The 25,315-nt window shown below is 43.3% G+C and carries 34 protein-coding genes; 29 read left to right on the forward strand and 5 right to left on the reverse strand.

The window, feature by feature from the left end; genetic code table 11:
• Nucleotides 1-4: 4 nt before the first annotated feature.
• From RDU59_04125 to RDU59_04200, 16 genes are all read left to right on the forward strand, one after another.
• Nucleotides 5-697 carry a class I SAM-dependent methyltransferase gene (locus RDU59_04125; protein MDQ7837664.1) on the forward strand — a complete coding sequence of 231 codons (693 nt, stop codon included), beginning with the start codon at nucleotides 5-7 and terminating at the stop codon, nucleotides 695-697.
• Between the two features lie 33 nt (nucleotides 698-730).
• Complete coding sequence (locus RDU59_04130) at nucleotides 731-2,245, forward strand: alkaline phosphatase family protein (protein ID MDQ7837665.1); 1,515 nt, start codon at nucleotides 731-733, stop codon at nucleotides 2,243-2,245.
• An 18-nt stretch (nucleotides 2,246-2,263) separates the two neighbouring features.
• Nucleotides 2,264-3,427, forward strand: a complete 1,164-nt coding sequence (locus RDU59_04135) for a glycosyltransferase (GenBank protein ID MDQ7837666.1) — start codon at nucleotides 2,264-2,266, stop codon at nucleotides 3,425-3,427.
• Nucleotides 3,424-4,554: a glycosyltransferase family 4 protein gene (locus RDU59_04140; protein MDQ7837667.1), complete on the forward strand. Its 1,131-nt coding sequence runs from the start codon at nucleotides 3,424-3,426 to the stop codon at nucleotides 4,552-4,554. The genes RDU59_04135 and RDU59_04140 overlap by 4 nt, the downstream gene beginning before the upstream one ends.
• Nucleotides 4,555-4,563: 9 nt before the next feature.
• Nucleotides 4,564-5,277 carry an acyltransferase gene (locus RDU59_04145; protein ID MDQ7837668.1) on the forward strand — a complete coding sequence of 238 codons (714 nt, stop codon included), beginning with the start codon at nucleotides 4,564-4,566 and terminating at the stop codon, nucleotides 5,275-5,277.
• Between the two features lie 181 nt (nucleotides 5,278-5,458).
• A complete protein-coding gene (locus RDU59_04150) occupies nucleotides 5,459-6,547 on the forward strand; it encodes a hypothetical protein (GenBank protein ID MDQ7837669.1) in 1,089 nt (362 codons plus the stop codon).
• Nucleotides 6,548-6,588: 41 nt separating this feature from the next.
• A complete protein-coding gene (locus RDU59_04155; protein MDQ7837670.1) occupies nucleotides 6,589-6,861 on the forward strand; it encodes a hypothetical protein in 273 nt (90 codons plus the stop codon).
• Nucleotides 6,862-6,888: 27 nt separating this feature from the next.
• The gene (locus RDU59_04160; GenBank protein ID MDQ7837671.1) at nucleotides 6,889-7,470 is read left to right on the forward strand and encodes an acyltransferase; all 582 of its coding nucleotides are present in this window, start codon (nucleotides 6,889-6,891) and stop codon (nucleotides 7,468-7,470) included.
• Nucleotides 7,467-8,579: a glycosyltransferase gene (locus RDU59_04165; protein MDQ7837672.1), complete on the forward strand. Its 1,113-nt coding sequence runs from the start codon at nucleotides 7,467-7,469 to the stop codon at nucleotides 8,577-8,579. The genes RDU59_04160 and RDU59_04165 overlap by 4 nt, the downstream gene beginning before the upstream one ends.
• A 4-nt stretch (nucleotides 8,580-8,583) precedes the next feature.
• Entirely contained in the window at nucleotides 8,584-9,918 is a 1,335-nt protein-coding gene (locus RDU59_04170; GenBank protein MDQ7837673.1) for a hypothetical protein, read from the forward strand.
• On the forward strand, nucleotides 9,915-11,102 hold the full coding sequence (locus RDU59_04175) for a polysaccharide deacetylase family protein (protein ID MDQ7837674.1): 1,188 nt from the start codon (nucleotides 9,915-9,917) through the stop codon (nucleotides 11,100-11,102). The genes RDU59_04170 and RDU59_04175 overlap by 4 nt, the downstream gene beginning before the upstream one ends.
• Nucleotides 11,089-13,326: a hypothetical protein gene (locus RDU59_04180; GenBank protein MDQ7837675.1), complete on the forward strand. Its 2,238-nt coding sequence runs from the start codon at nucleotides 11,089-11,091 to the stop codon at nucleotides 13,324-13,326. Before RDU59_04175 ends, RDU59_04180 begins: the two co-directional genes overlap by 14 nt.
• A 249-nt stretch (nucleotides 13,327-13,575) precedes the next feature.
• Nucleotides 13,576-13,932, forward strand: a complete 357-nt coding sequence (locus tag RDU59_04185) for a hypothetical protein (protein MDQ7837676.1) — start codon at nucleotides 13,576-13,578, stop codon at nucleotides 13,930-13,932.
• A 190-nt stretch (nucleotides 13,933-14,122) separates the two neighbouring features.
• On the forward strand, nucleotides 14,123-14,413 hold the full coding sequence (locus RDU59_04190; protein MDQ7837677.1) for a hypothetical protein: 291 nt from the start codon (nucleotides 14,123-14,125) through the stop codon (nucleotides 14,411-14,413).
• Nucleotides 14,414-15,033: 620 nt separating this feature from the next.
• Nucleotides 15,034-16,254, forward strand: a complete 1,221-nt coding sequence (locus tag RDU59_04195) for a TIGR03790 family protein (GenBank protein ID MDQ7837678.1) — start codon at nucleotides 15,034-15,036, stop codon at nucleotides 16,252-16,254.
• A gap of 166 nt (nucleotides 16,255-16,420) precedes the next feature.
• Complete coding sequence (locus RDU59_04200) at nucleotides 16,421-16,663, forward strand: DUF104 domain-containing protein (protein ID MDQ7837679.1); 243 nt, start codon at nucleotides 16,421-16,423, stop codon at nucleotides 16,661-16,663.
• A gap of 24 nt (nucleotides 16,664-16,687) precedes the next feature.
• Here the strand turns inward: RDU59_04200 and RDU59_04205 are convergent, their stop codons facing one another.
• Together RDU59_04205 and RDU59_04210 are read right to left on the reverse strand one after the other, a co-directional pair.
• Entirely contained in the window at nucleotides 16,688-16,948 is a 261-nt protein-coding gene (locus RDU59_04205) for a CopG family transcriptional regulator (protein ID MDQ7837680.1), read from the reverse strand.
• The gene (locus RDU59_04210; protein MDQ7837681.1) at nucleotides 16,926-17,060 is read right to left on the reverse strand and encodes a BrnT family toxin; all 135 of its coding nucleotides are present in this window, start codon (nucleotides 17,058-17,060) and stop codon (nucleotides 16,926-16,928) included. The genes RDU59_04205 and RDU59_04210 overlap by 23 nt, the downstream gene beginning before the upstream one ends.
• 263 nt (nucleotides 17,061-17,323) lie before the next feature.
• On the opposite strand from RDU59_04210, the gene RDU59_04215 reads away from it, so the two are divergent.
• The 5 genes from RDU59_04215 (at nucleotide 17,324) to RDU59_04235 (ending at nucleotide 18,818) form a co-directional block, all read left to right on the forward strand.
• Nucleotides 17,324-17,557 carry a hypothetical protein gene (locus RDU59_04215; GenBank protein MDQ7837682.1) on the forward strand — a complete coding sequence of 78 codons (234 nt, stop codon included), beginning with the start codon at nucleotides 17,324-17,326 and terminating at the stop codon, nucleotides 17,555-17,557.
• A complete protein-coding gene (locus RDU59_04220) occupies nucleotides 17,557-17,970 on the forward strand; it encodes a PIN domain-containing protein (GenBank protein ID MDQ7837683.1) in 414 nt (137 codons plus the stop codon). Before RDU59_04215 ends, RDU59_04220 begins: the two co-directional genes overlap by 1 nt.
• A 69-nt stretch (nucleotides 17,971-18,039) precedes the next feature.
• Nucleotides 18,040-18,288 carry a DUF4258 domain-containing protein gene (locus RDU59_04225; protein ID MDQ7837684.1) on the forward strand — a complete coding sequence of 83 codons (249 nt, stop codon included), beginning with the start codon at nucleotides 18,040-18,042 and terminating at the stop codon, nucleotides 18,286-18,288.
• A 21-nt stretch (nucleotides 18,289-18,309) separates the two neighbouring features.
• Complete coding sequence (locus tag RDU59_04230) at nucleotides 18,310-18,552, forward strand: DUF2283 domain-containing protein (GenBank protein MDQ7837685.1); 243 nt, start codon at nucleotides 18,310-18,312, stop codon at nucleotides 18,550-18,552.
• 68 nt (nucleotides 18,553-18,620) lie between these two features.
• Entirely contained in the window at nucleotides 18,621-18,818 is a 198-nt protein-coding gene (locus RDU59_04235; protein ID MDQ7837686.1) for a sulfatase-like hydrolase/transferase, read from the forward strand.
• Nucleotides 18,819-18,926: 108 nt separating this feature from the next.
• Here the strand turns inward: RDU59_04235 and RDU59_04240 are convergent, their stop codons facing one another.
• Both RDU59_04240 and RDU59_04245 read right to left on the reverse strand, forming a co-directional pair.
• On the reverse strand, nucleotides 18,927-19,337 hold the full coding sequence (locus RDU59_04240) for a type II toxin-antitoxin system VapC family toxin (protein MDQ7837687.1): 411 nt from the start codon (nucleotides 19,335-19,337) through the stop codon (nucleotides 18,927-18,929).
• A complete protein-coding gene (locus RDU59_04245) occupies nucleotides 19,337-19,609 on the reverse strand; it encodes a hypothetical protein (protein MDQ7837688.1) in 273 nt (90 codons plus the stop codon). The genes RDU59_04240 and RDU59_04245 overlap by 1 nt, the downstream gene beginning before the upstream one ends.
• A 269-nt stretch (nucleotides 19,610-19,878) precedes the next feature.
• Between RDU59_04245 and RDU59_04250 the strand changes: the two genes are divergently transcribed.
• The 8 genes from RDU59_04250 to cysC all read left to right on the forward strand — a co-directional run bounded on the left by RDU59_04250 (nucleotide 19,879) and on the right by cysC (nucleotide 25,045).
• Nucleotides 19,879-20,148 carry a CopG family ribbon-helix-helix protein gene (locus RDU59_04250; protein MDQ7837689.1) on the forward strand — a complete coding sequence of 90 codons (270 nt, stop codon included), beginning with the start codon at nucleotides 19,879-19,881 and terminating at the stop codon, nucleotides 20,146-20,148.
• Nucleotides 20,139-20,423, forward strand: coding sequence for a type II toxin-antitoxin system RelE/ParE family toxin (locus tag RDU59_04255; protein MDQ7837690.1), 285 nt, complete (start codon nucleotides 20,139-20,141; stop codon nucleotides 20,421-20,423). Before RDU59_04250 ends, RDU59_04255 begins: the two co-directional genes overlap by 10 nt.
• A 421-nt stretch (nucleotides 20,424-20,844) precedes the next feature.
• Nucleotides 20,845-21,168, forward strand: a complete 324-nt coding sequence (locus RDU59_04260) for a hypothetical protein (protein ID MDQ7837691.1) — start codon at nucleotides 20,845-20,847, stop codon at nucleotides 21,166-21,168.
• Between the two features lie 150 nt (nucleotides 21,169-21,318).
• Nucleotides 21,319-21,549 (forward strand): DUF433 domain-containing protein, encoded by a 231-nt coding sequence (locus RDU59_04265; protein MDQ7837692.1) that lies wholly within the window; start codon nucleotides 21,319-21,321, stop codon nucleotides 21,547-21,549.
• Nucleotides 21,542-21,913: a DUF5615 family PIN-like protein gene (locus tag RDU59_04270; GenBank protein ID MDQ7837693.1), complete on the forward strand. Its 372-nt coding sequence runs from the start codon at nucleotides 21,542-21,544 to the stop codon at nucleotides 21,911-21,913. Before RDU59_04265 ends, RDU59_04270 begins: the two co-directional genes overlap by 8 nt.
• Before the next feature lie 224 nt (nucleotides 21,914-22,137).
• A complete protein-coding gene (locus tag RDU59_04275; GenBank protein ID MDQ7837694.1) occupies nucleotides 22,138-23,193 on the forward strand; it encodes a GDP-L-fucose synthase in 1,056 nt (351 codons plus the stop codon).
• 188 nt (nucleotides 23,194-23,381) lie between these two features.
• Entirely contained in the window at nucleotides 23,382-24,428 is a 1,047-nt protein-coding gene (gene gmd / locus RDU59_04280; GenBank protein ID MDQ7837695.1) for a GDP-mannose 4,6-dehydratase, read from the forward strand.
• A gap of 17 nt (nucleotides 24,429-24,445) precedes the next feature.
• Entirely contained in the window at nucleotides 24,446-25,045 is a 600-nt protein-coding gene (gene cysC, locus RDU59_04285; protein MDQ7837696.1) for an adenylyl-sulfate kinase, read from the forward strand.
• A gap of 112 nt (nucleotides 25,046-25,157) precedes the next feature.
• Here cysC and RDU59_04290 read toward each other — a convergent pair whose 3' ends face one another.
• The gene (locus RDU59_04290) at nucleotides 25,158-25,313 is read right to left on the reverse strand and encodes a hypothetical protein (protein ID MDQ7837697.1); all 156 of its coding nucleotides are present in this window, start codon (nucleotides 25,311-25,313) and stop codon (nucleotides 25,158-25,160) included.
• Nucleotides 25,314-25,315: the final 2 nt, after the last annotated feature.

Below are 25,315 nucleotides of genomic sequence, written 5' to 3' on the forward strand. Positions count from 1 at the left end.
GAGATTGATAGTTCCAACTCTAAAATATTCCCAGACTATCTACGAGGACATGCTGAAGAAATATGTCAATGATAAAACAAAATGGCTCGATTTAGGTTGTGGTCATCAAGTTCTCCCACCTTGGCGACTAGAAGAAGAAAAAAGACTGGTAGCGACTTGTAAACAAGCCGTTGGCATAGACTACGATATGAGGTCCCTAATGCAACATGCAACGTTAAAGAATAGATTGAGAGGAGATATAAGCAATCTCCCGCTTAAGAATGATTGCTTCACCCTGGTGAGCGCCAATATGGTAATGGAACACATCGAAAGTCCTGAAAAACAGTTTAAGGAAATATATAGAGTGTTGAATCCTGGGGGTGTGGTTATCTTCCATACGCCCAGATACTCATGCTCTATTTCCTTGGTACGGATTGTGCCCGATTTTGCGAAGATTAAGCTTATTAAACTTCTACAGGGCAGAGAAGAAGCCGATGTTTTTCCAACCCATTACAGAATAAATACGTTGGACAGAATCGCAGAAGTGGCGAAAAGAACCGGCTTTGAGATAGTAAAGCTAAGAATGATCGAGACAGAATCCACATTTGCGCTTATCCCTCCGCTGGCGATAATTCATCTGCTTTTTATCCGGATGAAATTGCTGAGACCATTTAAGTCATTCAGGAGTAATATTATAACCATACTTCAAAAGCCTTAGTTAAGGCGGATAAAGTCTGTTAAGGATATATAAGTGGCGAAAAATGCTAAAAAAATAGTGATTATTGGTCTCGATGGAGCTACATGGAAAATTATCGAACCGTTGGAGAAGGATGGGAAGCTTCCCAACATCTCTTATCTGATGAAAAACGGTGTATACGGGACGCTGAGATCCTACGAACCGATGTTTTCGCCAAGCGTATGGACGAGCATAGCCTCCGGCGTGACACCGGAAAAACACGGGATTACCAATTTTTTCAATACCGCGCATGACATAAAAACAAAACGCTTATGGAATATCCTTAGTGACCACGGAGAAACAGTAGGCATCGTTGGCTGGCTGATAACTTGGCCGCCTGATGATGTGCACGGATTCCTTATCCCTGATTGGTTGGCCAGAGATACCGAGACCATCCCTAAGGAGTATGCCTTCTTAAAGGAATTGGAACAGGCTGAGCAAGCGAGGCAGGAAAGAACGTGGCAATATTTTTACAAACTGGGGCTGCGGTGTTTGGCCAATGGTATTTCTTTTAAAACGGTTATCCAGTCAGCTTTAGTGGCTGGATATGAAAAAATATGTAAGCCTACCGATAAAGATATTTATTATATAAAAAAAATAATCAGACATCGGCTCTACAGAGATGCATTTATACACCTATATCAGCAGTATCGGCCTGAATTTACTGCTTACGTAATTGTCGAGACAGACGCCCTTTCCCATAATTACTGGAAATATATGGAGCCGGAACATTTTGAGGGAATTCGTAAGCGGGACATTGTGAAGTACCGGAACATAATTAAAGACATGTATATTGAAGCTGATAAGGCTATTGGAAAGATATTAAAATGCCTAGACAGAGATTCTACTGTGGTTATTGTGTCGGATCACGGATTCAAAGCAGATACTAAATGCACACCCGATGCCCACGGCTTGAAGATAGAGGAATTTCTAGGTTTGCTTAAGACCCCTGAAATCGAAAGGGCTAGTTATCTTTCTTATGAGGTTTTTCTACATCTTAAACAAGGCTTATCACCGGATGCCACAGAGGAGATTACACAAGGGCTGCGTGAGATCTGTTTGAAAAAAAACGGGGAGAGATTGTTTACAGTAATTAAGTTTAACGATCAGACACTCAGGTTGATTATTAATAACCTCGGGAATGTGTCACCACAAAGCGAAGTAATCCTCCATGGTTCCCATTGCCACTATTCCGATCTCATTGAGATTAGGAATACCGATGTAAGCGGCACTCATGATCTGGAAGGTGTTATTATTATAAAAGGGCCTGATATAAAAAGGGGGCATGTAATAAATGGCGCCACCGTTCTCGATGTTACGCCAACATTGCTTGCACTGAAGGGTCTTCCTGTGGGAATGGATATGGACGGGAGGGTCCTGGAAGACGTTTTCACAGAGAAATATCTTGCCCATAACTCTATACACTTTATTGAGACATATAATGAAAAATTGGCCAAAGAAGAACGGGCAGATACCGGGCAAGGTGAGGCACTAATCAAAAGTAAGCTAAAAGAGTTGGGATACTTTTAGTCTTTGGTTTATTCTGAGATGATTAAGGATAGAGACTTTATAGTTTTTTCTGATGATTGGGGCAGACATCCATTTAGTTGTCAGCACATTATGAAGCATTTCTTGCCAGATAACAGAATAATCTGGGTAAATACCATCGGCATGAGGAGGCCCCGGTTTACCTTCTACGATGTCAAAAGGGGCGTGGAAAAGATATTGTCATGGATATCTCCAAGGCAAGAGGAACGAAAAGAGGGAAATTTGACCGTGCTCAATCCTTTTATGATTCCCTACAATACCATTTCGCTTATCCGTTCATTCAACAGGTCTTCTGTTATCGGAGCGGTCCGCACGGCAATGAAAAGATTTGAATTCAAAGACCCCATCCTCATCGCAACATTGCCTAACGCGGCTGATTACCTTGGAGCTTTCAGGGAATCCCTGGATGTTTACTACTGCGTTGATGAGTTTTCAGAGTGGCCTGGTGTAGATAAAAATCTGGTCAGAGAAATGGAGAGCATTTTAGTAAAGAACGTCCATTTTATTGTAGCTGTCTCGGATGAACTTCAAAGAAACAAAAAATCACCTCGTGGCCCTACCTATCTTCTTACACACGGGGTTGATCTTGAACATTTCTCAAGTGTCTCTCTCCCTCATAATATCTCCAAAGAAGTAGGCGTAATGGAGGGAATCCCTAAGCCCATAATTGGCTTTTGGGGGTTATTTGATGAACGGTCTGATCAAGAGATACTCGAAAATATTTTAATTAGGCATTCTGAATGGTCACTAGTGATAATCGGTAAGAGTATGGTGAGCATAGAAAGGCTTAAGAAATATAAAAACTTTTATTATATTAATGCCGTTTCTTACTCTGAATTACCAAGATATGCTTCTTATTTTGATACGTGTATTGTCCCATATGTACGCAATACACTGACTGATAACATAAGCCCTCTTAAGCTCAAAGAATACCTTGCGACAGGAAAACCGATTGTATCAACGGCATTGCCTGAAACGATGAAATATAGGCAATGGGTTAATATAGCCAACAACGAGGATGAATTTGTTACAAAAATCGAAGAATCAATCGACAAGAAAGTCGATGTATCCAGTCAAATAGCTGCCGTGAGAAATGAAGATTGGCAAAATAAGGCATTACTTTTTTCTTCATATATCGAGAATGCCTTAGAAACAGTGAAATGAAACCCAAGATTTTTGTCTCCATCGATACTATTAATGTCGGCGGGCCTGGCAAAGGGATATTACAATTTTTGAGGTGCGGGGGGAACGATCTGGCGCAACCTATTATTGTTTCGTTTGATACAGGTTCAATCGAAAAATGGCAGTTTAGGGATGAAGTACAAAAATTGGATGTTCCTTTTTTAGCCTTAAAACAACGAATGACATATGATCCCTTACTGATTCCACAGGCATATCACCTAATCAAAAGACATAAAATACAAATTTTGCAGTCCCATGGCTATAAGGGACATATACTTTGCTTGGCATTGAAAATCATGACGGGACTCCCATGGATTGCTTTTGTTCATGGTTGGACGGCAGAAGACTTCAAAATTAAATTATATTCTAAGCTTGACCGGCTCATTTTAGGATTTGCAGACAGGGTTGTTGTAGTTTCAGAGTCACTCAAAAAGCAACTTAACATGAATTGGATTGATGGGAAAAAAGTAAGAACCATTGTGAATGCAATCGATCCGTCAGAATACAAAGAATTATCTATTAATAAAAGCGTCAGGGATACCCATGGAATTAAGGATGATGAAAAAGCTGTTGGAGTTGTGGGCCGCTTTAGCCCTGAAAAGGGACACAAGTATTTTATAGATGCTTTCAGGCTTGTAAGAGAACATATACAAAATATAAAGGCAATGCTTGTCGGGGAGGGGCAGGATAAAGATTTATTGATGGAAAAAGTCAAAAAATACAAACTGGACGAGCATGTTATCTTTACCGGTTATCAGAAACAAATGGTGCCCTACTACCTGACGTTCGATTTGGTCGTAATTCCTTCCCTTAGCGAAGGTATGCCTAATGTCGCGCTTGAGGCTATGCTATTTGAAAAGCCAGTGGTTGCTACCGATGTCGGCGGGATTCCAGAGGTGGTGATTGATGATGTTACGGGGATGCTTGTTAAGCCTATGAATCCAGAACTATTAGCTGATGCGATAATAAATGTAATATCTAGCCCTGAACTAATGTCGCAGTATGGAAAAGCTGGAAAGGAGAGAATCCTTTCAGAATTTAATCCGAAAACAAGAGTAGACAAAATTATCTCCCTTTATAAGGAACTTCTTTCACATAGGAAAGTTTAAATAAAAGAGATGTTTTTAAGAGATCTTTCATTAAAAATCAGGCGACGGGAAACCCCTTTCTATGACCGCCTGTATCAAATAGCAAAATCTATCCGCTCTATCAATATGCCAGTTATTAAGCCTGTGCATTTCCTGCTCTACTGGGAGAGAGAGTTAAGGTTATCCTCGTGGCATAGCTTGAAGCAGTTCTTATATTATGAGCCCCTGTTTAAAAGCAGGTGTGAAAAAGTAGGAAAGGGGCTGAAATTATTTGTAGGGATCCCACAGATTGTGGGAGACTTGCGACTGATCGTTGGCAATAACGTCACCTTACACGGGGTCTCCACATTCAGCGGTGTTAAGATATTTGATAAGCCGACTCTTACTATTGGGGATAATACTCATTTGGGATACCAGGTAGGGATTACAGTGGGTTGTGATATTCAAATCGGAAGCAATGTCCTGATCGGCAACAGGGTGGGCATTTTCAGTTATGATTTGCATCCTCTTGATCCTGCTGAAAGAATTGCCAATAAGCCTGCCCCCAAAGAGAGTAGCAAGCCCATATTGATTGAAGATAATGTCTGGATTGCTTCTAATAGTGTTATTTTAAAAGGGGTCACCATAGGAAGAGGTTCTGTAGTTGCTAACAGCAGCGTAGTGACAAGAAATGTCCCTCCCCATGTTGTTGTTGCAGGTAATCCTGCTCGGATCGTAAAGGATCTGGATGAAGCGGTTAGCTAAAAAATAGGACAACATATATTTACCCTGCTTAAATTACCCTTTTTAGTTACGGAGCTTGGCGACTTTTGGAAGAGAGAGGGTTATATAGTTCGAGCTAAAAAATAAACCATGGGAGTGTATATACCTGACGCAGATGTTTTTGTAAGCAGGACTTTGGCAGGCAAAGAATAGGAGCAACAGTATGAAGCGATGTAAAAAGTGTATTCTACCAGAAACAATTCCTTTCATAGAATTTGACGATGACGGGGTTTGCAATTACTGCAAATATGAAGCGAATCAACCGGTCTTGCTGCCAGGTAAGGAAAGATTTGACGAGTTTATTGATTACTACCGTCAAGAGAAGAAACGAAGAAATAGCAAGTACCACTGTATCGTGCCGATGAGTGGAGGGCGGGACAGTTCTTATGTGGCATGGAAGATGGTTCGAGAATATGGTCTAGATGTGTTATGCGTCAATTATGCCAACCCCTTTACTTCCGAACAGGCAAAGATTAACATGCGCAAGCTCTCGGAAAAACTGGGCGTTGAGATTGTGCAATATCGATTTCGGCCTGGGCTGCATGAAGCGGGCTTTGCCCGGAATTTAGAAATTTGGCTTCGAAACCCCTCTTTAGCAACAGTAAATATGCTTTGTCTTCCCTGTAAACCGTTCTACTGGGAGATATTCAGAATTGCCAGGAGAAACCGAGTGGGTCTGATTATCGACGGTTCGAATCCATACGAAGTAACGAGCTTCAAGAACGACGCCGTTGGTGGGTTTGCTACTAAAGCACTATATAGCCGGACTGCTATCATGAATTTCATTAAGAACGTTTTAAAGAGGAGTTCTTATATAAATCCTCGGAATATAGAATCCATGTTGAAGGTATTTTTAGTTATGGATGGCAATACGCCCTTCCTTCGTCGGTTTTATTCAGGTACTCGCAAGACGGCCCTGTTTTATTGGATTCCCTATGATGAAAAAGAGATAGAGCGAGTCCTTTACAGCGAACTGGGTTGGGAAAAATCTAAAGACAATGAGTCGCCATGGCGGTTTGATTGCGAGATAGATTCAATAAAAAATTTTTGTTTTAAAAAACTTATCAATGCCACAGAAAAAGATGATCTTTTCAGTAGAAACATCCGCGCCGGTCTTATGGCACGTGATGAGGCGATGAAAAGGATAGAAATGGAAGGAAAAATTAATTTATCCATTGTAGATCGCGTACTAAGCAAGGCTGGCAAGGATCGGTCCATTTTCGGCTTATCTGAGAAAGAATTATATTACTAAAACACAGCATCTTAAGAATCCTAACTGGAGCTTTGGGTACGATGAAACGGTTTAATGTTTCTAATGATTATCACACGGTGATTCCGGGTGGAGACGATAAGAAAATTAGGAGAATCTGCCTTACACTAGCATTCATATTTTTTTCAATGGTATCCTGTGCGGATAGTCAGTCTCTGTCTTCAAGCTTGCCCACGGATTTCGCCAGTGACCTTCCATCTGATGTTAATTCAGGCATAAGACTCGTTGTAGAAGACCACACGGGAATAGACAGGGTAATGGTTTCCTTTGCAAGGGGCATCAATCAACAAAAATAATTTGTACGGTGAGGTAGAATTGGTTTTGTGAAGAATTTAATTAAGAAGATGGTGTTTGGTGTAGGCGTACTTGTTGCGTTCCCTTTCTTTTTATTTCATAAACTAAACTCCTTGTTTTTCCCAAGGGAGATAACTTTCCAGGGAATTTCACAACTCATGAGTTTAGTGCCTGGTGCCATAGGCAATTATATTAGAACGGGATTCTATTGGTTATCATTGAATAAATGTTCTCCAGAATGCATAATCAGTTTTGGTACGCTTTTTTCTACGCCAAATTGTGAAATAGGAAGATACGTTTATATCGGAGCTAATTGCATAATTTCAGACTCCGTAATCGAAAATAATGTCCTAATCGGAAGTAATGTGCATATCTTAAGTGGAAAGTATACGCATAACTTCTCGACGCTGGATGTGCCAATAATGTTACAGAAGGGTTCTCGAGTAACGGTTAGAATAGGTGAAGATACCTGGATAGGCAACGGCGCAATCATTATGGCGAACGTGGGGAAGAAATGCGTAATAGGTGCTGGGAGCATAGTTACAAAAGAAATAGAAGATTATTCAGTGGCGGTGGGCAACCCTGCAAGGGTAATCAAGAAAAGAACATGAAGAAGAAAATTCACATAATGCAAGTAATTTTCACTTTGGATTTCGGTGGGGCAGAGAGGCTTGCGGCTTCAATAAGCAAAAATTTATCCGAGGATGGATTCGAGACGTCTGTTTGCGGTCTGTTTGGGAAAGAAGGCCCGTTGGCAGAGGCGGTAAAGAAGGAAGGAATACCCATTTTTTATTTAAATGCCGGAGAAAAAGGCAAAATGAAACTGTGGAGAGAGATTTACAAGTTGTTAAAAGAGCAATCTGTCAGTATCCTTCAGGTTCATGGAATTTATGTTCTTATGCATGTACTGCTTCCTGCAAGATGGGCAGGGGTGAAGATTGTCTATACAGAACATGCGAAATACTCTATTTCGAAATATAAAAAAATGAGATTTGCGGCCAAAGTTATGTCATATCTTGTTGAAAAGGTCATATGTGTCTCAAAAAATCTAAAGGATTTCTTTGTTGCCGAGCTGAAGGTTCCTCAAGACAAAATTGAGGTTATCTATAACGGTGTTGATGTGGAGAAGTTCAAAGGGAAAAAGCAAGAATTGGGGAAGGGGGTTGGAACTGATAAAAAGTCAGTTATTGGGAATGTAGCACGTTTATCGGATCCGAAAGACCACTTTACCTTATTGACGGCATTTTCACATGTTTTGCATGTTTTGGATGAAAATCATGAAACAATTCTTGTAGTTGTCGGTGATGGAGAATTAAGGCAGGAAATAGAGCAAAGGATCAGTATCCTTGGGCTCTCCGATAATGTGATCTTGCTCGGCAAGAGGGATGATATTCCTGAACTGCTTGCCGGTTTCGATATTTTTGTCCTTTCCTCCAAGAGGGAGGGTTTCCCTATATCGATTCTTGAAGCAATGGCTTGTGGTAAGCCTGTGATTGCGACTAATGTCGGTGGCGTTTCCGAAATACTTACAGATGGAGTCAATGGCCTTGTCGTTCCTTCTGAGAATCCTGACCGGTTGGCAGGGGCTATTCTCCAGTTACTCAAGGATAAAAATCTCTCTGAACGTATAGCAAAAAATGCATTAGAAACTGTTAAGCAATACTTCAGCAAAGAAATCATGATGATGAAGTACCGTAATCTCTTCGCGACGCTAGGATGAGAAAATGTTGAACGTTATCGGTAGAGTACGCTGCTACGTAAAGGGCCTCGAAAGATATAAATATTTTGAAGAATATTCAAAGATTCAATGGTTAACACTTGATGAAGTGAATCAGTTCCAATTCGAAACATTAAAAGACCTGATCAGGCATGCATATACTACGGTGCCTTATTACGCAAAGCTGTTTAATGAGCTGGGCATTACACCAGAAGATATAAGAACCCATTATGATTATTCTCAGTTGCCTGTTCTTACAAGGGAGACAGTGAAACTCAATCTGCCTACCCTTTGCTCGACTAAATATGACATACGTTCTCTTATATTAAATTGTAGCGGCGGGTCAACCGGAGAACCATTGAGCTTCTATCAGGACCAACAATTATTCGAAAAGATGTATGCAAATTGGATGTTGGGACTTTCATGGGCCGGGTGGAATGGTAAGGGTACGGTAATAAGCTTATGGGGAAACCCTAAGGAATTCCAGAAGGCAACATTTTCTTTTCAAAAGATTAAAGAGATATTTTCCAACAATATAATATTGAATGCATATAGCTATGATGCGGAGACAATGAATAGATGGATAAAGACGATAGAATCAAAAAAAGAGGTTTTTGTGTACGGCTATAGTTCTGTTTTGGCGGAACTCGCGCAATTCATACAACATGAAAATATAGCAGTTACCAATGTCAGGGCTGTGTTAACATCAGCGGAGCAACTCTTTGGATGGCAGCGAGAGATGATTGGAAAAAACTTTCAATGTAAAGTTTATGATCAATATGGAAGTAGAGAGGTGCCGGGAATTGCCTCCGAATGTGCAAATGGTAACATGCATATTTTATCCCATTCGGCATACGTTGAATTTGTCAAAGATGATAATAGGCTAGTCAAAAAAATAATCGTAACTTCATTAACAAACTATGCGATGCCACTTATGAGATATGAGATAGGAGATTTTGGACAGCCTAAAGATGATGTATGTGCATGCGGGAGAGGATTCCCTCTCATGCAGATGGGAATAGGCCGCACTTGCGACTGTTTTATTACGCCAGAAAGGAAAACGATATATGGGACCCTTTTTGTAAGACAGATGTATGGGATTAACGGAGTCAAAAACTTCCAGTTTCATCAAACAAATGAACGAAACATTAATTTATATATTGTGAAGTCCCAAATATTTACCCTAGAAGATGAAAAAAAAATTGAAAACATCAAATTGTTCGTGAAAGAACGGGTAAGTAAAGATATGGATGTAGCGGTTCATTTTGTTGATGCTATTCCTAAAACGACTGGTGGAAAACATAGGCATATCATTTCAGAAATGCAGAGAGAAAAAACATGAAGACAGGTATCCCGGTACTCATGTATCATTCTGTGGGAGTGCCGAACCCTAATTGGATATGGTCTTTTCTGACAGTTCCATATACAACCTTTGAGAGTCAAATTCAATTCTTGAAACGCAGAGGTTTTAATAGTATCGGGTTACAAGACCTGTATGAATGTCTGAAATCTGGGAAACCAAAACCTAAAAATTCCTTTGTGTTAACCTTTGACGATGGCTATCTCGACAACTGGGTTTACGCATATCCCATCTTGGAAAAATATGGTTTTAAAGGAACAATCTTTGTAAATCCTGAATTTGTTGATCCTTCACCGCATTGCCGTTCTACATTGCGAGATGTGTGGAAAAGAGAAATTGGTCCGGATGACCTCAGCTCATTTGGGTTTTTATCATGGGCTGAAATAAAAAAGATGGAGCAGGATGGCGTCATGGACATCCAATCGCATGCCATGACGCATACATGGTACTTTAGCGGTCCCCAAATAATAGATTTCAGACATCCTGGTGATAAATACATATGGATGGACTGGAATGAGGCTCCGGATATGAAATGGCAGTATCTCTTCGAAGATCGTTCCAATAAAAAGCCCTATGGAATGCCAGTTTATGAGTATGGGAAATCACTGGAAGCCAGACGCTTTTATCCCGATCCCGAACTCAGCGAATATCTTGTTGATTATGTGTCATCGAAGGGAGACAAATTCTTCCGTAATTTCGCTTGGAGAGAGACGCTAGTATCGGTAGTCGAAAATTATAACCAAAAGAATCAACTTCAAGAAACCTATGAATCAGATGACGAATACTTGAAACGCCTAGACTGGGAGTTGTCAGAATCTAAGCGGATAATTGAGGCAAATCTAAATAAAAAGGTCGACTTTTTATGTTGGCCCGGCGGGGGATACAACCAAGACGCCATCAATATTTCAAAGAAATATTACTTGGCCACGACTCTTTCTTCAGGAGATAGGCAAGAAAGAAGAAACGTCTTTGGCGAAGATTATACAAGAATTAAACGTATTGGCGTACCGCATATCGAACAAAGAGGAAAGATTATTTATCCGGGGGGGAGATATCTGTATTACTTCATAAAGGAGCACCAGGGCGCATGGCATAATAGGTTCTTAAGAAGAATGTTAAAACTGTTTAAATTAATGGATCTGAGGGGGCGGTATGAACATACATAAACCTGTCCCTAAGAGAATCATAATCGCCTTTCTTTTATTGAGTCTGATCATTTCAGTGGAAAACAGTAATTCAGAAGATAACGCAACATTATTCAAAAAGGGCATAGTGCCTTATGGAGCAAATTATTTACCAGAGCCGCTCAAATCTAGGGTAGTAAGATGGATAGCCGAACATTTTGATTGGTCAGTGGGCGGGCCAGATGTAACCGGTTACAATTCCAACGTCGTATGGACTACATACCAGACAATAATTGGAACATATTCAAACGAGATACCGCGTATCAAAGATTATGCCGAAGCCCATGGGTGGAGTTTTGAAGATATGTTATTACATATGAAGATCAATTTTCAGGCAAAGAAGCCATGGAATATGATGGATAAGTTTGGCTGCCTTGAAGGTAAAAACGGCGTATTGGTAAAATACAGGGGATTGTTAGGTGACAGAATAGTTGATAGGACAAAAGAAGCTTATGACATCAATCTTGGTAATGTTGAGTTCGGAAATGAGCTTTACATTGGATACGAAGAGCCTTTTGACGAGATAAATTTTCTTTTGTCAACTGAGGGAAAAGATGTAGAGGCGAGATGGGAATATTGGAATGGGACAAGTTGGAGCAATTTGGACGTAGACGATGGGACAAAAGTGTTTAAAAAGAACGGAACGGTTAGATTTATTCCTCCGGCAGATTGGGAAAGGACAGTGATAAACAACAGTCGTAATAAGTGGTGGGTGAGATTGTGCATTCAAGGCGCGGGAACGTATCCTGTCGCCTCAAGAATATTTGGTGACGATTGGCATGCCAGTTCAACCAATAACCTATTGTGTAAAGGATGGGATCCTAATTCGCCGAATATTATCAATAGAGGCACGCCAGTGGAATATAATCCTAATCCTCCAGAAAATGCCGGTGCTCGATTCCGGTATCAGTCAAGAGCGACTGGATATTGGGGGCCGAACTATATCTTCTATAATCCAGCGAATATTCAGGGTGGCATTAGAACTGTTGCTAAGTATGTTGCCGATAAAGCAATCCCCGCAATTAAAAAAAGTAATGCAAAGGCTTTAATGTTTGATACTGCTGACGGCACTCTTTCGGTGGGAATCACCACCCCATCTCAGGCAGCAAAAAACAGCGATTTTGTAGATCAAACCTCAGATACTTGGAAGTCCGTATCAAAAGCAAGATACAGTGATGTGCACAAATTTATAAAAGAAGCGTTGCCCAATACCCTCATTGGGGCAAATGCCTCTCCTTATCTTAAGGACTTTGTTAGTCTTGGAGACTGGGTACTCTATGAGTACCACACCTTTGTAAGGCAGTCTAGTTCTCCACGAAGAATTCTACTGGAAGATGGGGCCAAAGAAAGTTTTGCTTCTTACGATCACTTTTTGAAGGAAAATAATCCAAGGGGGATAAAGGGCTTCTTTATTTACAATGATACTGTCGACTATGATACTAAAAGGAACTTTCATTGGGACCGTTCGAATAGAGGTCCAATGGTTGCTCTGACCAAACACTATATTGGCATGAATGAAAATACTTATTTTGTTTATTACACACAGGGCGGGTATATATATGCTTTTTCGGACGAGGTTTTTTATTACAAGGCAGAAGCTGTTTTGCAAAGACCTTTAAAGATATATCTTCCTAATAATCTTAAATACATATATGGGGATGATTTTTCTCAGTTAGTATCCATACCGTATTTTGGCATGAGGGTGAAAATAGGGGATGATATTCTGTATGTGAAGAAAGTAGATAATAAAACCTTAACGACAGAGAGTCCAATTAGAAAGGATTATGGTATCGGAGAAAAAATCAAAGTTATAGGTATGATACATCAGTCAGTTGATCCGTTACCACCACTTTCAGATATTTATAAGTGGAGTTATTATTTTCCAGCTATGGATGTAGATATTGGTATGCCAGATGTCAGCGGCCATAATAAGGGTAAATATGACCTTATGTGGGTAAAAGGGAAAGACATTGGAGGTGGACCAGATGTCTGGAAAAGAGATTTTATAAATGCAATCGTATTGCACAGGACGGCATTTCACGGTACACCAGCAATTTATTATGAAACATATTCGACTCCTATTAAGCTCAATAAAGTTTATTTTCCGCTTATGGCCGATGGAACCACAGCACCAGGTATTGAGGAAGTTTGTCTCAGGGCAGGAGAAGGCGTGATTTTGATGAAGTACCCTGTTGAGGGAAAATAATTGAGGTTGTCAAGTTTTTGGTTGAAATATTTTATGGCTCCCATTTCATTATCTCCCAGAGTAACATTATTGGAATCTTGCAAAAAGCTAAGGGGTAGTATTCGACCTGGGATAAGGATATGGAAATTGAAGCTCCCCGCAGCAAGCTGCAGGGAATCTCCGTATGCAAGGTAAAATGCATCGTATTCGCTCGCTGACCCCGCCGCAAACAGCGGGGAATGCGCTCGCTATGCATGTTCCAGAGAGCAAATGTACAGTATTCTTATGAGCGGGTTCCATGCGGTGAGGGAGATTTTGTCGGAGGCAAGGTATCAATTCTATAGTCTTTCCGGTATCGAGGTCTATGGGATCCAGATCGATATCTTTTTGCATTTTCTGGTTGGGGGAATAATATTTTACCTATGCCAAAGAAGGTATTCGTTTATCAAATCCCTGGCCATTTTGACCGCCCTCATCCTATCCAAGGAAGTCATAGATGTCTTTGCCCATGCGGAGTTAAGGTATATCCAGAATCCCAGAATGGATACCTTCTGGGATGTTGTCACCAGTTATGCCGGGGCCGCGGCTGTCTATTTAGTTTCCATCCGAAAACCCAAAGCCTGTTAGCCGCAGACCCACGCAGACGAGCACAGACGGGAAGAATGGAATGATGGGATGGCATGGGGTAAGACGGAAGAGCGTTAGAGCGGGAGGGCATCCTGCCCGGCCGGGCTGCTAATGATGAGACACGCAAAAAACTCGATCTCCTTCCTGGGCGATGGTATCCTTAAAAAATAGTAAAAGGAGGTGCTGTAAAATGGTAAAAATTACGGTCGAACCTGAGGACGCCCAAAACGTAAAATCCTTGGTTAGGATAGCCTTACAAAATGAGCTAAAGGCGTTTAAGGCGGGGATCGCGAGGACTCAAAAAAAACTCGAAGAATTAGAGACAAAGCATCACATGAGCACTGAACAGTTCTATGCCAGGTTCAATAGAGGTGAAATGGGCGATGATTTCCAATATATTCGGTGGGCGGGAGAATATGAAACTTTGCAGCAACTAAGGCGTGACCACGACGATCTCTCAAGGACCGAATTGTGCTCGTAGAGGAGTATTTTCGAGAAATCGAGGGATGGATTACGGATTGTCCCTATGTGGTCGAATCTTGTATTGAGAAAGATAAGCGTTCTTTTCATGTTGGAATCATCGAAGGTAGAATTAAATTTACAGATGGTTCGCTTCTCCATTTTCTAGAATTTGTCAGTGCGACATAATTCTTTGCGAGTATACGAGTATAAGTGTTTCCTGTCATTCCGGGCTTGATCCCGTATCAAGTACGGGGCAGGCTCCGGGATCCAGTCTTTTGGCCCTTCTGGATTTCTGCTTCCGCAGGAATGACGATTTAGCGAGTATCGGGGTCACATCTTCACGGGCTGTTGCCCAAAGCAATTTTATGGTATTCCGCTACCATATCGCATCATAGTGAAAACTTAACTTCTTGATTTTGTTGAATGCAGGTCTTGACTGGATTGTTAATTTTCACCAAATTTGAATTTGGGCAACAGCCCGTTCATATGTCATTAGCAAGGAATAATGAAGAAAGGGGACGTAATTCCGATAATTCCGTTCCAACGCAGGGTCTTCTTTTGGTTACATGGAAGCTTAAAGACAACGAATTGAAATCTTTGCTTTTATCTGTATTGCTACGGTTTCTGATTCAGACGGTTATGCTTATAATATCGCCTGCAGTTTGCGGTGCCCTTACCCCCGAAGAAGTGCTAGTTGTAGCCAATAAAATGGCCTGGCACAGTTGTGACCTGGCCAAGTACTATATAAAAAGGCGCGGGATTCCGGCAGAGAACCTGATCGAACTAAAAGCGCCTGTTACAGAACACTGCAGCAGAGATGACTATGAAGCGCACATCGCATCCCCTATAAGGGCTTTCCTTAAGAAAAACGACCCCGAAGGTAGCCGGTTTCGATGTCTGGTAACTATGTATGGTATCCCGTTGCGTGTGCATCCGCCGAAACTTACATCTGATGACGAAAAAAACTCATCAGAACTGCAAAAACAAAAGAGTTCTATTCGGGACCAGATAAAGAAGGCTGAGCAAGAGCAGAATAACAAGGAACTGGCAGCGCTGAAGAACGCAGAGGCACAAATTAAGAGGGAAATCGATCAGGTACGGAAAGTTTCCCAAGGAGCTGCAGTGGATTCGGAACTGGCTTTAGTCAGAGAAGAATCTTATCCGCTGGGTTACTGGGTTCCCAATAAATATTTCGTGGGGTACCGCGGACAGAAAATCGAGAATATGCCACAAAATGTGATCGTGGTGAGCCGATTGGATGGACCTTCAGAAGAGATTGTCCTCCGCATTATTGACGATAGTCTTGAAACGGAAAGAGAGGGGCTGCGTGGCACAGCATACTTTGATGCCCGGTGGCCGGATCCGGGCGATAAAAAACTAGCCGGCTATGCATTTTATGATCGTGCCATTCACAATACGGCCCATGTAGTGGAAAAGAGTAAGCGGATGAGGGCGGTAGCGGATTCTCAGGAAAGACTTTTTCAGCCGGGCCAGTGTCCGGATGCGGCTTTTTACTGTGGATGGTACAGCCTGGCGCACTACGTGGATGCCTTTACCTGGGCCCGAGGCGCGGTCGGGTTTCATATCGCCAGTTCGGAATGTACAACGCTGAAGAATAAAGGCAGCCAGGTCTGGTGCAAGGTTATGCTCGAAAAAGGGATAGCGGCCACTATCGGACCGGTGGCTGAGCCGTATGTGCAGGCCTTTCCGCCGCCCGATCTTTTTTTCGCCCTGTTGATCGATGGGCGTCTGACTTTGGCCGAGTGCTACGCCCTGTCAAACCCTTTCTGGTCATGGCAAATGGTTTTGATAGGGGACCCTTTATATCGTCCATTCAAAATGGACGTAAGCGCCAATTGAACTATCAAAAAACAAGGCATAACATTCTCGACCTGGGATAAGGATATGGAAATTGAAGCTCCCCGCAGCAAGCTGCAGGGAATCTTCGTATGCAAGGTAAAATGCATCGTATTCGCTCGCTGACCCCGCCGCAAACAGCGGGGAATGCGCTCGCTATGCATGTTCAATGACCATTATTGTAAAAAGTAAAATTGAGAGGGGATCTATTCGGCTTCCCAAAAAGGTTCGTTTGCCGGAAGGCACGCGGGTGATGGTAAGAATTGAGCCGATTCTTAAGATCAGAGAAAAAAGAGAGATCGTTTTAGAATTATGTGGAGCCTGGTCTGATGATCCCAGCATCCTGCCTATTTTCAAAGAGATAGAAGGGGAGCTGCACCGGTATTTCGGTCGAGAGGTCAACTTGGGATGATCTTGCTGCCACTGTGGCATAATTTTACGCAGTTGTTGCCTTCTCTTGTTTCACCCTTTCGTGTAACCAAATCTTAATTAAAGCGCCTCGGTCTACGCCGATATTTTCCCTGATGCGATCGATCTCGTTGACCAATTCTTCCGCTACATCAAGCGTGATACGAACTTTCTTCCCGTGGCGAATAATCCTGGCCTTAGACATGTCAATAAGATGATGAATATCCTCGCCCTCATCAAAGCGACGGTCAAATTCTTCTACGCTGCTAGCTGGTTTCTTTTTCACCATACAATTCAGCCTCCTTCTTTCTGGTGCGTCTTACTGATATGATTCGAATGGAGTCGCTCCTTCGAGTGAAAACCGCGGTCCACAGCTTTTTGTCGATTGTTCCGATTAAAATGCTTCTGTTTTCAAGTGGATAAGAAGTGAGAACGCATAGTTTATCTTATACATATTTTGTGCAAAATTACAACATAAACCATAACCCATGAGGGCCATCAGGGTCACATCTTCATATGTCATTAGTAAGTAAATATCAGGGGCGGTACCGTCCAATTTTTGTTGACAGAAATGCTCCATTAAATTATACATTATACAGCACAATGTATATGTTAGGTATGACCTGAAGAAAATATGAAAATTGCCGGACAAGGAGGATTGACCGTGCATAGGACGCAGATTTACCTGGATGAGACCAGGTATCAATATGTTATGAATTTAGCCAAACGGCAAAAAAAAAGCATGGCTCAGATTATCAGGGAGCTTGTCGATGAGCATATACAGAAGAGGGCAGGACAAAAACAGGAAGACCCCTTTTTCCAGGTTATCGGAACGGCGGCAGGAACCGGTGAGTCAATCGCGGAAAGATATGAAGATGTGCTTTACGGAGCGGACTGATGACTAAAGAGGTTTTTGTAGATACAAGCGCCTTTTATGCCCTGATAGATGCTAAGGACCCTGCCCATCGAGCGGCAAAAAAATATGTTGTGCATTGCAACTATCCGATGGTGACCACGGAGTTCATATTTGCCGAGTCTTTATCTTTGATAACCAAAAGACTGGGTAAGAACGTGGCTATACGTTTTGGGGAGGCATTACGAGCCAGCAGATTAATCCGAATGTCACATTCATCTGAGGAGCTGATAGATAAGGCATGGGAAGAGTTCGTAAAATTTTCGGATAAGGGCTTTGATTTAATTGATTGCATCAGTTTTGTTACTATGGAAAACCTTGGTATTAACGCTGCCCTTTCTTTTGATAAGCACTTCACCCAAAGGGGCTTTGATGTGGTGCCGTCTAAACGTTTTTAATGCTGCTGAGATAAGGATGACCACAGAGAATTCGCTACACCATGGGTGCAGGGAGTTGATTAGCGAGTAATGGTAAGATTTCATATTCATGCTCAAGAGCGGTTATTGGAACGGGGTACGACTGAAGAAGAGGTCGTCGCAACTGTGGAGAAAGGCGAGGCTTTCCCTGCAAAATTCGGGCGTACCGGCTTTAGACGTAATTTCTTTTTTAATGACATGCGGCGCGGTAGGCATTATACAACCAAACAGGTTGAGGCGTATGCTGTACAAGATGGGAATGACTGGTTGGTTATTACTGTAATAACGCGCTACTTTTAGATGAGAGGAGGCAAGAAATTAATGAAATTAACGTATGATCCCAAATACAACATAGCCTATATACGCTTACATGAAAAAAGCGCTGAGGTGGAGACGATAAAAATATCTGATGAACTTAATGTAGACATAGCTCCTGATGGAACGATTTATGGCATTGAGTTATTAAATGCTAACAAGCAGTTACGAGGGGAAGAAGAAGGGAAATTGCTCATTTTCAATGAAGCCACGGGAGAAAGGGCTGAGATTATACTGTCAGGGGAATAGAATTTTCTATATTCTATTTTCAATTACAGACTATCCGCAACACCCTATCCCCTAACCGCTACCTAATTATGAACAATTCAAAACAACCTAATATTATTGTTCTTATATTAGACGCCTTAAGGGCCGACCATGTGTCATGTTACGGCTATCACAGGAATACTACGCCAAACATAGACCGGATCAGCGCGCAGGGAACAATATTTTTAGAAACGATTGCTACGGCCCCTTGCGTGATCGATGGGGACGTTGTTTCTCACGTTGCTTAACCCACGCAGACGAGCACAGACGGGAAGAATGGGTTGCCCGGAATGCTGAAATACTGGAATAATGGAACGATGGGACGGCAAAGCGGGAGTCGCGAGATATTGCCGCTGCTAACTTTTGGAGGATATTATCGTCCAATTTTGAATTTTTAAGCCTTCAATCCGCTCGAAATGTCTTGAGTTATTGGTTACTAATATCAAATTGTGCGCCAAAGCACAGGACGCAAGGACTAAGTCAAAATCATCCAATGGAGTGCCGGATGCTTCCATGTTTGCCTTGAGCATACCAAAAATGTCAACGGACTCTTTGCCTAACGTAACGACTTCCAACGAATTTTCGAGGGTTTTTATTTTTGCCAGATTGCTGGTCGTCTTTTTCGATTTGTATGCCCCGTAATACAGCTCCATCAGGGTAATTACGCTTATTTTGAGCGGATCATTGTAATGCCGGCGCAAATTTTCCTGCACGACAGGATGTGCTTTGAGGCTATAAATGACGATGTCCGTGTCTAGAAGATACATCAGAATCCCTCCGACAGCTTTCGAGAATTTTTGCGGGCGCTTCTGATTTCAGCCACAATCTCTTCGGCGGTCTTGTCATCTTCCCAGGAGCCCGCAAGTTCCAGTAAGACTTGCGCGGGCGTTTTAAGGTTGCCTATACGTCCTTTTCTAGACAGATATTCCTTTACGAGGAAAAGCATTTCCTGGCCGACAGACCTGTTTTCGGCCGCTGCCAGTCTCTTTATTTCTTCATAAAGGTCTTCCTTAACACCTTTGATTTGCAAATTTGCCATAAAGCCCTCCCTAAGTTATCTTTCATGAAATAGTATGCTGTATTCATGAAAAAGTCAAGAGATAGTTAGCGGGACCACATTTTTACCGGAAGATGATTAGCCACGAATTGCACGAATAAACACGAATTAGTTTTTAGCCGCAGACGAGCGCAGACGGAAAAAATGGGTTGTCGGAACGACGGAATAATGATGAGAATGGATTTTATGCACGAATCATTTGCAATATGTAATACAAGGTGTTATTGTGTATTACAAGGAGGTGGATACAAATGGGCGCCACTTTAACAATAAGGATAGACGATCAGATAAAGAAAAGGCTTGAACATCTTGCGAGGGCCACTGCACGATCGAAATCCTATCTTGTGAACAGCGCGATCAAGGAGTTCATCGCGGCTAATGAATGGCAGGTGCAAGAGATAGAAAATGCGGTCAAAAAGGCCGATCAACCGGATGCGAAATTTATAGACCATGAAGAGGTCTCGGCATGGCTTGATACCTGGGGCTCTAATAAAGAGAAGGATCCCCCAAAATGCGAATAAAATGGCTGGGCGATGCTGTTAGTGATCTCGTTGAGATTCGAAAATACATTGCAACCGACAATCCCGGCGCTGCCCGCAATGTGGCGGAGCGGATCAAGAAAGAAATCGCTCATCTTAAAGAATATTCAGGCCTGGGAAGGCCGGGAAGAGTAGAGGGGACTCGTGAGCTTATCATTTCAGGTTTTCCTTACATCATCCCTTACCGGGTAAAGAATGATGTGGTTGAAATTCTTAGTGTACTGCATGGGGCAAGAAAATGGCCGGAAGAATTGTAGGGACCCATTGTTGTTGGGACGTCGTTCGGTATTGCCTTGGATTATGAAACCAAACGTCCGAAATCAACAAGGGGTATTGAAGCTCCCCGCAGCCTGCTGCGGGGAGTCTCCGTATGTAAGGTAAAAAGCATAGTATTCGCTCGCTAACCCCGCCGCAAGCAGCGGGGAATGCGCTCGCTATGCATGTTCAATATGTTGTGGATGCCGGATCAAGTCCGGCATGACGATTTCAGGACTTCCAACGAACTCATGAAGTTCGTTGCTCATAGGATGCCGCGCGCGGCATAAGTCAGCTTTTTACGAATTCATCAATATAGTTATTGCCTTCTTTTTTTGTCATTCCCGCAACGCTTTTGGTAAGGTTACCGGGGTCACATCTTCATATGTCATTAGTTACTTATAACGTAAGTAGTTGACAGATATGTCGGTATTAACTACGATACACATACACATAAAGCATACACAAGGAAGTGCGGAGTATGGCCGCCAGGGTACAATTCTAAAAGAGGAATATCTGGCTAAGTTTAAGCAACAAGCCAGGAAGCATTCTAAATCGTTGAGCGCCTGGATGAGGGAGGCAGCTTATAAGATGCTACAGGAGGAGGGAGAAAAAAACCTGACCGAACCCCGGGCCCTAAAAAAGTTTTTCCTGGAGTGTAAACGTCGCGAGTCCGGCAAGGAGCCTGACTGGAATGAGCAGAAGAGGTTAATTTTGAAAGGCTATCAGCAAAGGATTACCTCGTGATCTTTGTGGATAACAATGTTTTTATGTATGCAGAGGGAACTCTCTCGAAACACTCCGTTGCATAGAACTCAAGGGTAGTTCGAGCGTTGTTATTATCTTGGAAGAAACATATAATGGGGTTGGACTACATAAGCATAGGAGAGACTAAACATGATTAGATTCGATCGAATCGAACTTGATCCAAAGGTGTGCAACGGGAAACCGGTGATCAGAGGGACACGTATACCTGTTTCCGTGATTTTGGAGCAAATAGCGGAAGGGGAGCCATGGGATATGATATTGGCCGGTTATCCCGAGCTCAAAAGAGAAGATATTCAGGCAGCACTGCTTTACGCCAGGGCTTCCATAGAGCATGCGGAAATTAGAGTGGCCAATGTCTGAACCGTTACGAATCTATCTCGATCAAATGTTCCGCCTGGAAGTAGCTGAAGCTCTCCGTGCGGAAGGGCACGATGTTGTTCGGGCTTCTGAAGTTGGCCAGGCCAGAGCGGATGACCAACGGATATTAAAGACGGCTATCTCAGAAAATCGGATTCTCGTTACGCTGGATGAGCATTTTGGCGATTGGGTAATCTTGCCGCTTAGGCAACATCCAGGTGTGTTAAGACTGAAAGTCAATCCCACTACCTCTAAGAATGTAATAAGTCTTCTACTGCCGTTCTTACGGCTCCACTCTTCAGACGAATTGAAGAATCATCTCGTGATCCTTTCTTCCACCAGATCAAAATGGGTATACACGGCATAGGACAGCACCGGGGTCACATCTTCATATGTCATTAGCGAGGAAGTATTAGAATATCAGGGTCATAAAGTAAAGAACTCCGTGTTCCCGCACAGGGTATCCAGGGGATTTGATTGTTATTTAAATGCGTTGGACAACAATGTTTGCAAATAATTATGTGGCTCTGTATAAATAGGATGCCGCTAGCGGTATAAGTTAGTTTTTTACGAGGTCATATTTCTTAACCAATGGAAAAGGATTCTAAGATATATATAGCCGGCTATCGCGGCCTGGTGGGATCGGCCATCGCCCGCAGTCTTAAGGCCCTGGGCTATACCAACCTGATCCTGCTAACCAGCCAGGAACTGGACTTAAAGAGACAGTCCGAAGTCGAGGCCTTCTTTGCCCGGGAAAGGCCGGAATATGTCTTTATGGCCGCAGCCAGAGTAGGCGGGATTCTGGCCAACAACACCTATCCCGCTGACTTCATTTACGACAATATCGCCATCCAGACGAACCTGATCCACGCTTCCTATATGAACGATGTCAAAAAGCTGCTGTTTTTAGGCAGCTCCTGCATTTATCCGAGGCATTGCCCCCAGCCCATGAAAGAGGAATATCTTCTAACCGGCCCGCTCGAGCCTACCAATGAGCCCTACGCGGTGGCCAAGATCGCCGGTATAAAGATGTGCCAGTCCTATAACCGTCAATACGGGACCAACTTTATGAGCGTCATGCCTACCAATCTTTACGGGCCAAATGATAATTTCGACCTGGAGACATCGCATGTGCTCCCGGCCTTAATCCGCAAGTTCTATCTCGCCCAATTGACCCTGGAGAAGGATCGGGAAGGCCTTGCCCGCGATGAGGCGCAATATGGGTCTATTCCCGGGGATGTTAAGGCTGCGCTTGGCATAGCGCCTTACCCCTCACGCCTTACCCCTCACGTAACCGTCTGGGGTAGCGGAAGGCCCCGTCGTGAGTTTCTGCACGTAGATGACCTCGCGGATGCCTGCATCTTTATTATGCGGCATGTTAATGCCACAGCCGCTGCCGCGGTCGATTCAGACATTATAAACATCGGCTGCGGCCAGGACCTTGCCATCAAAGAATTGGCTGAATTGACAAGAGAAGTGGTCGGTTTGGAGGGTGAGCTTATATTCGATACTACCAAACCCGATGGTATGCCTCGAAAACTTCTTGACGTCAGCAAATTAAAAGGACTTGGCTGGGAGCCCAGAATCGGCCTGAGAGACGGCATCCGGCGGACGTACGAGTGGTACCGCCAATCAGGGAAAAGATAGTTAGTTTTCGTCCGGAAACCAAAAAATTCCAGACGAGCTTACAGCACTCAGCTATCAGCGTTCAGCTTAATATGTTGTTTATCTTGGGTTTTTGCTGACGGCTGAAAGCTGATCGCTGTAAGCGTGAATCCGGAAACGGCAGTTTCCGGATGGGAACTATTTACCAGAAAAGAGAGGACAGAGTACTAATGAAAAGAGCAATCATCACCGGTATCACAGGACAGGACGGATCATATCTGGCTGAACTCCTGCTTTCCAAGGATTATGAAGTGCATGGTATTATCCGCCGTTCTTCTTCATTTAACACGGATAGAATAGACCATATCTATCAGGACCCCCATAAGCCGGGTTGCCGCCTTTTTCTCCACTACGGCGACCTGTCCGACGGCACAGGACTCCGGAGAATCCTGGAAAAGATACGGCCGGAAGAGGTCTATAACCTTGGCGCCCAGTCGCATGTCCGGGTATCCTTTGATGAACCGGAATATACGGCCGATGTCGTGGCCCTGGGGACACTGAGATTATTGGAGGCCGTGCGTGACTTTCAGGACAGGCCAGGGATGCGGGTAAAGTTCTATCAGGCCTGTTCTTCCGAGATGTTTGGCAAGGTCCTGGAAATTCCTCAAAAAGAGACCACACCCTTTTATCCGCGCAGTCCCTATGCCGCGGCCAAGGTCTATGCCTACTGGCAGACCGTGAATTACCGGGAGGCATACGGTCTTTTTGCCTGTAACGGCATACTTTTCAATCACGAGTCGCCGAGACGCGGAGAGACATTCGTTACCCGTAAGATCACCCGGGCGGCCACCCGGATTAAACTGGGGCTTCAGGAAAAATTGTACCTCGGCAATCTGAACGCCAAGCGCGACTGGGGATTTGCCGGCGACTATGTGGAAGCCATGTGGCTGATGCTCCAGCAGGAAGAACCGGATGATTATATCATTGCCACCGGCAAGAATTATTCGGTCAAGGAATTCCTGGAAAAAGTATTTTCGAAGCTGGGGCTGGAATGGGAAAGATATGTAGAGACCGATCCGCGCTACTTCAGGCCGACTGAGGTGGATGCCTTGCTGGGCGACGCTACCAAGGCCAGACAGAAACTCGGCTGGAATCCAAGGGTTGAGATCGATCAACTGGTAGATATGATGGTTGAGCACGACCTGGAGATGGCCAGACAGGAAAAAACCCTGAGAGACGCGGGACACAAGGTATCGATCAGGCAGAATTGTGAATAGATAGGTGGGCTGGAGTAATGCAAAATCACGTCATCTGGCATAAAGGATACGTAAACAGGTCGGACAGAAACCGTCTGAATAACCACAGAAGCGGGCTGGTATGGTTCACCGGTCTTTCGGCCTCCGGCAAGTCCACCATTGCCCATCATGTGGAGAAGGAATTATTCAACAGAGGAATTCGCGTCTATGTCCTGGATGGCGACAATATCCGCCACGGGCTGAACAGTAATCTTGGCTTTAGTCCTGGAGACCGGAAAGAGAACCTTCGCAGGATAGTTGAGTTGTCAAAACTCGTTGCGGATGCCGGAATACTTGTCCTCGCGGCCTTCATCTCTCCTTTCCGGACAGACCGGGAATACATAAGAAGCCGGTTTGAGGGGGATAACTTCCTGGAGATATACGTAAAGTGCCCGGTTGAAGAGTGTGAAAGACGCGACCCAAAAGGGCAGTACCGGAAGGCCCGGGCCGGGATTATCAAAGAATATACAGGGGTTTCTTCTCCTTATGAGGAACCGCTGAACCCCGACCTGGTGATAGAGACAGAAAATTTAAGCCTTGGAGATGCCGTGCAGAAGGTGCTGAAATTTCTGGATGATAAAAAATTTGTAACAATTTAGCGCTGTTAAAAATGCGCTAAATCTCATTGCAAAATGGAAAATGCAACATGGAAAATGTAAAATTTCGGACAAAAACCATCAACATTTTGAATTTTGTACTTTGAATCTTGCATTAATTTATATCGTACTGAAGGGCCTGGTCTGTCTCTTTCAGCTCATTCCAGGACAGTTCGCCCAACATTCTTCTTCCCAGTCCAGGCCTATAATCCGTAACCGCAATGTATAAAGGGGCAACCGCCAAAGGCGGATGCCCCTTTATCAGGTTCATAA

Source organism: Thermodesulfobacteriota bacterium, from assembly GCA_031082315.1.
In the GTDB taxonomy this organism is placed as follows: Bacteria; Desulfobacterota; QYQD01; order QYQD01; family QYQD01; genus QYQD01.

What these genes read in the sequence shown, in the direction of transcription:
- RDU59_04140 (MDQ7837667.1), top strand. Translation starts at nt 3,424, where the DNA reads ATGAAACCCAAGATTTTTGTCTCCATCGATACTATTAATGTCGGCGGG.
- RDU59_04250 (MDQ7837689.1), top strand. Translation starts at nt 19,879, where the DNA reads ATGGGCGCCACTTTAACAATAAGGATAGACGATCAGATAAAGAAAAGG.
- RDU59_04290 (MDQ7837697.1), bottom strand. Translation starts at nt 25,313, where the DNA reads ATGAACCTGATAAAGGGGCATCCGCCTTTGGCGGTTGCCCCTTTATAC.
- RDU59_04275 (MDQ7837694.1), top strand. Translation starts at nt 22,138, where the DNA reads ATGGAAAAGGATTCTAAGATATATATAGCCGGCTATCGCGGCCTGGTG.
- RDU59_04245 (MDQ7837688.1), bottom strand. Translation starts at nt 19,609, where the DNA reads ATGGCAAATTTGCAAATCAAAGGTGTTAAGGAAGACCTTTATGAAGAA.
- RDU59_04185 (MDQ7837676.1), top strand. Translation starts at nt 13,576, where the DNA reads ATGTACAGTATTCTTATGAGCGGGTTCCATGCGGTGAGGGAGATTTTG.
- RDU59_04190 (MDQ7837677.1), top strand. Translation starts at nt 14,123, where the DNA reads ATGGTAAAAATTACGGTCGAACCTGAGGACGCCCAAAACGTAAAATCC.
- RDU59_04255 (MDQ7837690.1), top strand. Translation starts at nt 20,139, where the DNA reads ATGCGAATAAAATGGCTGGGCGATGCTGTTAGTGATCTCGTTGAGATT.
- RDU59_04175 (MDQ7837674.1), top strand. Translation starts at nt 9,915, where the DNA reads ATGAAGACAGGTATCCCGGTACTCATGTATCATTCTGTGGGAGTGCCG.
- RDU59_04180 (MDQ7837675.1), top strand. Translation starts at nt 11,089, where the DNA reads ATGAACATACATAAACCTGTCCCTAAGAGAATCATAATCGCCTTTCTT.
- RDU59_04240 (MDQ7837687.1), bottom strand. Translation starts at nt 19,337, where the DNA reads ATGTATCTTCTAGACACGGACATCGTCATTTATAGCCTCAAAGCACAT.
- RDU59_04205 (MDQ7837680.1), bottom strand. Translation starts at nt 16,948, where the DNA reads ATGGTGAAAAAGAAACCAGCTAGCAGCGTAGAAGAATTTGACCGTCGC.
- RDU59_04230 (MDQ7837685.1), top strand. Translation starts at nt 18,310, where the DNA reads ATGAAATTAACGTATGATCCCAAATACAACATAGCCTATATACGCTTA.
- RDU59_04165 (MDQ7837672.1), top strand. Translation starts at nt 7,467, where the DNA reads ATGAAGAAGAAAATTCACATAATGCAAGTAATTTTCACTTTGGATTTC.
- RDU59_04150 (MDQ7837669.1), top strand. Translation starts at nt 5,459, where the DNA reads ATGAAGCGATGTAAAAAGTGTATTCTACCAGAAACAATTCCTTTCATA.
- RDU59_04200 (MDQ7837679.1), top strand. Translation starts at nt 16,421, where the DNA reads ATGACCATTATTGTAAAAAGTAAAATTGAGAGGGGATCTATTCGGCTT.
- RDU59_04170 (MDQ7837673.1), top strand. Translation starts at nt 8,584, where the DNA reads ATGTTGAACGTTATCGGTAGAGTACGCTGCTACGTAAAGGGCCTCGAA.
- RDU59_04145 (MDQ7837668.1), top strand. Translation starts at nt 4,564, where the DNA reads ATGTTTTTAAGAGATCTTTCATTAAAAATCAGGCGACGGGAAACCCCT.
- cysC (MDQ7837696.1), top strand. Translation starts at nt 24,446, where the DNA reads ATGCAAAATCACGTCATCTGGCATAAAGGATACGTAAACAGGTCGGAC.
- RDU59_04220 (MDQ7837683.1), top strand. Translation starts at nt 17,557, where the DNA reads ATGACTAAAGAGGTTTTTGTAGATACAAGCGCCTTTTATGCCCTGATA.
- RDU59_04155 (MDQ7837670.1), top strand. Translation starts at nt 6,589, where the DNA reads ATGAAACGGTTTAATGTTTCTAATGATTATCACACGGTGATTCCGGGT.
- RDU59_04270 (MDQ7837693.1), top strand. Translation starts at nt 21,542, where the DNA reads ATGTCTGAACCGTTACGAATCTATCTCGATCAAATGTTCCGCCTGGAA.
- RDU59_04235 (MDQ7837686.1), top strand. Translation starts at nt 18,621, where the DNA reads ATGAACAATTCAAAACAACCTAATATTATTGTTCTTATATTAGACGCC.
- RDU59_04195 (MDQ7837678.1), top strand. Translation starts at nt 15,034, where the DNA reads ATGCTTATAATATCGCCTGCAGTTTGCGGTGCCCTTACCCCCGAAGAA.
- RDU59_04260 (MDQ7837691.1), top strand. Translation starts at nt 20,845, where the DNA reads ATGTCGGTATTAACTACGATACACATACACATAAAGCATACACAAGGA.
- RDU59_04225 (MDQ7837684.1), top strand. Translation starts at nt 18,040, where the DNA reads ATGGTAAGATTTCATATTCATGCTCAAGAGCGGTTATTGGAACGGGGT.
- gmd (MDQ7837695.1), top strand. Translation starts at nt 23,382, where the DNA reads ATGAAAAGAGCAATCATCACCGGTATCACAGGACAGGACGGATCATAT.
- RDU59_04265 (MDQ7837692.1), top strand. Translation starts at nt 21,319, where the DNA reads ATGATTAGATTCGATCGAATCGAACTTGATCCAAAGGTGTGCAACGGG.
- RDU59_04135 (MDQ7837666.1), top strand. Translation starts at nt 2,264, where the DNA reads ATGATTAAGGATAGAGACTTTATAGTTTTTTCTGATGATTGGGGCAGA.